Origin of the sequence: Micromonospora sp. NPDC049580 (genome assembly GCF_040675595.1) — a bacterium.
Taxonomy (GTDB): Bacteria; Actinomycetota; Actinomycetes; order Mycobacteriales; family Micromonosporaceae; genus Micromonospora.
On record NZ_JBFAPG010000497.1, the window covers coordinates 1 to 4,644 of the forward strand.

Here is a 4,644-nt window from a genome sequence, read left to right on the forward strand (position 1 = left end):
CGCCCGGCAGCCAGGATTGATCGGGGTACGGCGGGGTAGCCGCCGCCATGGTCGCTGCCGGTCGGCCCGCTACGGACGGGGGCGCCGCGGCGCGGGCCGGCGCGGGAGCGAACGCCGCTGCGCCGACGACCGTCGCCCGGCTCCGCGCCCGCCTGTGGGGCACGCTGCGGGAGCGGGCGCGGCGGGTACGGGGCGTCGGCGGCCTCGCTCTGCAGGCCGGTCTGGCTGCGGCGCTGTCCTGGCTGGTGGTGCGCCACGTGCTGCACGTCTCGCAGCCGGTGTTCGCGCCGATCTCCGCGGTCTCGACCCTCGCCGCGTCGGTCGGGCAACGGCTGCGTCGCACCGTCGAGTTGATCATCGGCGTCACCGTGGGGGTGCTGGTCGGCGACCTGCTGCTCACGGTCACCGGCACCGGGTGGTGGCAACTCGCCCTGATCGTCGTGCTGGCGATCCTCGTCGCGTTGTTCCTCGCCGGCAGCGCGGCGGCGGTGATCCAGGCCGGGGCGACGGCGGTGCTCATCGCCACGTTGAGTCCGTCCGTGCGGGACCTGGAGATTCCCCGCTTCGTGGACGCTCTCGTCGGGGGAGCGGTGGCGCTGTTGGTCACCGCCGTCCTTCTGCCGTTGAGCCCGCTGCGGGTGCTCAACCGGGCCGCGCGCCCGGCGTTGGACCTGCTCAGCACCCAGCTCGACGCCACCGCTGGCGCGCTGGCCGACCGCGACATCGCCCGTGCGCTGGCCGCCCGGACGCAGCTGCGGGAGAACAAGGACGAGCTGCGGGCGCTGGTCGAGGCGACCCAGGGGGCCCGGGAGGCCAGCACCCTCTCGCCGGTGCACTGGCATGAGCGGCACGGGCCGGTGGGCCGGTACGCGCAGGCGGCGGGGCCGATCGACCGGGCGATGCGCAACGCCGGAACGCTGATCCGCCGCGCGGTGACCGTGATCGACGACGGTGAGCCGATCCCGAGGCAGCTGCCGGAGGCCGTCGCCGACCTCGCCGAGGCGGTACGCGTGCTCAAGCGGCAGTTCGCCGCCGGTCACGAACCCACCCAGGCGCGGGAGCAGGCCCTGCGGGCGGTGTGCGCCGCCGGTGACGCCTACCGGGAGGGGGTCGGTTTCTCCGGTGCCGTCGTGGTGGCGCAGGTCCGGACGACCGTCAGCGATCTGCTGGTGGCCACCGGGCTGACGCAGGAGGTCGCGAACCGGCTGGTCCGCCGCGTGTTCGGGGGGCCGGAGCGTCGCACCAGCGATCGACGATGAACGTCATGGCAGCAAGTTGAGCCACGGCTGTTGCATCCTGAGCCAAAGTGGTGCCATGATGGTGCCATGGACTTGAGGCCGTACGTCGAGAACCTGCGCAACGAGTTCGCTGTGGCCGCCGAGGGCGTCGACCCGGAGGGTCGGGTGCTGGCCGAGCGACTCTTCACCCAACTGGAGGCGGCGACCCACCTCACCCTGCTCGAGGCGCTGTCCGACGCGGCCGACGAGATCACCCGCGATCTCGCCCCCGGGTCGGTGCACGTCCGGCTGCGCGGGCGCGAGCCCAACTTCGTGGTGACGCCCGCGAACCCGCCGGCGGACAGCACGGATGCGGTCAGCGAACCGCCTCCGGCGCCGGCGCCGCTGCTCCCGCCCGAGGGCGACGAGGGCGGCACGTCCCGGATCAACCTCCGCCTCCCCGACCATCTCAAGGCCAGCGTCGACGGGGCCGCCAGCCGGGCCGGGCTGTCCGTCAACGCCTGGCTGGTGCGAGCCGTCGCCGCCGCCGTCGCGGCCGGCGGCACGGATCACCAGCCACCGCGCCGGCTGGAGCCGCCGCGGCCTGGCCAGCACGTCACCGGCTGGGCGCGCTGACCGCCGCGCCCCTTTCCGATTCCGCTCGCCTTCGCCACGCACCTCCCGGGAGACCACCATGCCTGTTTTCGATACGCCAGAACCGATTTCCGTCCAGGTCGAGCTGCCCGTCGGGGACGCCTGGATCGCTGCGACCGACCGCACCGACACGGTGGTGCAGGTGCGCCCCCGCGACCCGTCGAGCAAGGCCGACGTGAGCGCCGCGGAGCAGACCACCGTCGAGTACGCCGCCGGGCTCCTGCGGATCAGGGTGCCGAAGAGCTGGCGCCGATACGGCTTCGGCTCCGGCCCCTCGGTCGACGTCCTCATCGAGGTGCCGAGCGGGACACGGCTGCATGCCGAGGCGGCGTGGGCGGCGTTCCGCGGCGAGGGGCGGCTCGGCGAGTGTCGCATCAAGACCGGCAGCGGGATCCGGCTCGAGGAGACCGGGCCGTTGGAGATCGACAGCAGCCACGGCGAGGTCGCGGTGGAGCGTGTCACCGGTTCCGCCCGGGTGAAGGCCTCCTCCGGAAAGGTGCGCCTCGGCGCGGTCGACGGCACCGCGGAGATCAAGAACTCCTCCGGTGACTGCTGGATCGGCCGCAGCGGCGGTGACGTCCGGGTCAACACCGCGTACGGCGACATCACCGTGGACGCGTCGATGGCCTCGGTGGCGGCACGCACCGCGTACGGCAACGTCCGGCTGGGCGAGGTCGTACGCGGGTCGGTCGAGTCGCACACCTCGTACGGCGCGATCGAGGTCGGGGTCCGGCGCGGCACCGCCGCCTGGCTCGACGTCAGTTCCCGGCACGGGCGCGTGCACAACGCGCTCGAGTCGACCGACAGCCCGGCCGAGACCGACGAGACGGTCGAGATCCGCGCGAACACCTCCTACGGCGACATCACGATCCGCCGTGCCTGATCCGCCGCGACCCCCGACCACAAATGAGGAGACCATGACCAGCAGCAGGAAACCCGCGATCGTCACCACGGAGCTGCGGAAGTCCTACGGTGACAAGGTCGTGCTCGACGGCATCGACCTGATGATCACCGAGGGAACGATCTTCGCGCTGCTCGGCCCGAACGGCGCCGGCAAGACCACCACCGTGCAGATCCTCTCCACCCTGCTCCGGGCGGACGGCGGCCACGCCCGCGTCCTCGGCCACGACGTGACCCGTGAGCCCGACGCGGTTCGTGAGCTGATCGGCGTCACCGGCCAGTTCTCCGCCGTGGACAACCTGCTCACCGGTCGGGAGAACCTGAACCTGATGGCCGACCTGTGTCATCTGGACCGGGCGACGGGTCGGCGACGGATCGCCGACCTGCTCGGGCAGTTCGACCTCACGGAGGCGGCGGACAAGCCGGCCGCGACGTACTCCGGCGGCATGCGCCGTCGGCTCGACCTCGCGATGACCCTGGTCGGCGACCCCCGCGTCATCTTCCTCGACGAGCCGACGACCGGCCTCGACCCGCGCAGCCGTCGCGCCATGTGGCACATCATCCGGGCCCTCGCCGCCGAGGGCGTCACCATCCTGCTGACGACCCAGTACCTGGAGGAGGCCGATCAGCTCGCCGACCGCGTCGCGTTCCTCGACCACGGCCGGCTGATCGCCGAGGGCACCCCGCACGAGCTCAAGCGGCTCATCCCGGGCGGCCACGTCGTGTTGCGGTTCGCCGACCAGGAGGGGCTCGACTCGGCGGCCCGTACGTTCGCGGCGGCCACCCGGGACGACGCCGCGCTGACCCTCCAGGTGCCGAGCGACGGTGGGGTCGGTTCGTTGCGGTCCGTCCTCGACCACCTCGACCGCGACGCGATCACCGTGGCCGGCCTCGCGGTGCACACCCCCGACCTCGACGACGTCTTCCTCGCCCTCACCGGCCAACCCGACAGCCGAGCCGACCAACCCGACAGCCACCCCGACGCCCGGGCCGGGCGGTCCGGTCACGAAAGGGCCTCCGCGCGATGAGCACCCTCAACCTCGCCCTGCGCGACTCGAACACCATGCTGCGGCGCAACCTCCTGCACATGCGGCGCTACCCCTCGCTGACCCTCATGCTCGTCGGCATCCCGGTCATCCTTCTGCTGCTCTTCGTCTACGTCTTCGGCGGCACCCTCGGCGCCGGCCTCGGACCCTCCGGCGACCGCGGCGACTACGCCAACTACGTCACCCCCGGCATCCTGCTCATCACGGTGGCCAGCGCGGCGCAGGGCACCGCGATCTCGGTCGCCATGGACATGGCCGAGGGCATCATCGCCCGCTTCCGTACGATGGCGATCTTCCGGCCGTCGGTTCTCACCGGCCACGTCGTGGGCAGCGTGCTCCAGACGATGTTCAGCCTCGCGGCCGTCACCGGCGTGGCGCTGCTGGTCGGGTTCCGTCCCACCGCCAATGCCGTCGAATGGCTCGCCGCGATCGGCGTCCTCACCATGATCACTTTCGCGGTCACCTGGCTGTCGGTCGCCCTCGGCCTGGTCACGAAGAGCGTCGAGACGGCCAGCAACCTGCCCATGCCGCTGGTGCTCCTGCCATTTCTCGGCAGCGGGTTCGTCCCCACCGACTCCATGCCGACGCCGGTACGCCTGTTCGCCGACTACCAACCCTTCACCCCGGTCATGGAAACCCTCCGGGGCCTCCTGCTCGGCACCGGAATCGGCAGCAACGGGATCCTCGCGGTCGCCTGGTGCGCCGTCATCACGGTGGCCTGCTTCCTCTGGGCCAAGGCGCTCTACAACCGCGGCCGGACCGCCTGACCCGAGGGGCCCTCGGGCCTGACCCTCCCGGCCCGCCCCGGTCCGGCCCTTCGGGGCCGG

At 72.4% G+C, this 4,644-nt stretch carries 5 protein-coding genes; all 5 read left to right on the top strand.

The window, feature by feature from the left end; all coding sequences use genetic code 11:
- Window positions 1–47: 47 nt before the first annotated feature.
- The 5 genes from AB0J68_RS27735 to AB0J68_RS27755 all read left to right on the top strand — a co-directional run bounded on the left by AB0J68_RS27735 (window position 48) and on the right by AB0J68_RS27755 (window position 4,584).
- On the top strand, window positions 48–1,259 hold the full coding sequence (locus tag AB0J68_RS27735; RefSeq protein WP_354861052.1) for an FUSC family protein: 1,212 nt from the start codon (window positions 48–50) through the stop codon (window positions 1,257–1,259).
- 66 nt (window positions 1,260–1,325) lie between these two features.
- On the top strand, window positions 1,326–1,853 hold the full coding sequence (locus AB0J68_RS27740; RefSeq protein ID WP_363941300.1) for a hypothetical protein: 528 nt from the start codon (window positions 1,326–1,328) through the stop codon (window positions 1,851–1,853).
- A gap of 58 nt (window positions 1,854–1,911) precedes the next feature.
- The gene (locus AB0J68_RS27745) at window positions 1,912–2,754 is read left to right on the top strand and encodes a DUF4097 family beta strand repeat-containing protein (RefSeq protein WP_355069101.1); all 843 of its coding nucleotides are present in this window, start codon (window positions 1,912–1,914) and stop codon (window positions 2,752–2,754) included.
- 34 nt (window positions 2,755–2,788) lie between these two features.
- Window positions 2,789–3,799 (top strand): ATP-binding cassette domain-containing protein, encoded by a 1,011-nt coding sequence (locus AB0J68_RS27750; protein ID WP_363941303.1) that lies wholly within the window; start codon window positions 2,789–2,791, stop codon window positions 3,797–3,799.
- Entirely contained in the window at window positions 3,796–4,584 is a 789-nt protein-coding gene (locus tag AB0J68_RS27755; protein ID WP_363941305.1) for an ABC transporter permease, read from the top strand. The genes AB0J68_RS27750 and AB0J68_RS27755 overlap by 4 nt, the downstream gene beginning before the upstream one ends.
- Window positions 4,585–4,644 lie beyond the last annotated feature (60 nt).

What these genes read in the sequence shown, in the direction of transcription:
- AB0J68_RS27750 (WP_363941303.1), top strand. Translation starts at nt 2,789, where the DNA reads ATGACCAGCAGCAGGAAACCCGCGATCGTCACCACGGAGCTGCGGAAG.
- AB0J68_RS27740 (WP_363941300.1), top strand. Translation starts at nt 1,326, where the DNA reads ATGGACTTGAGGCCGTACGTCGAGAACCTGCGCAACGAGTTCGCTGTG.
- AB0J68_RS27745 (WP_355069101.1), top strand. Translation starts at nt 1,912, where the DNA reads ATGCCTGTTTTCGATACGCCAGAACCGATTTCCGTCCAGGTCGAGCTG.
- AB0J68_RS27755 (WP_363941305.1), top strand. Translation starts at nt 3,796, where the DNA reads ATGAGCACCCTCAACCTCGCCCTGCGCGACTCGAACACCATGCTGCGG.
- AB0J68_RS27735 (WP_354861052.1), top strand. Translation starts at nt 48, where the DNA reads ATGGTCGCTGCCGGTCGGCCCGCTACGGACGGGGGCGCCGCGGCGCGG.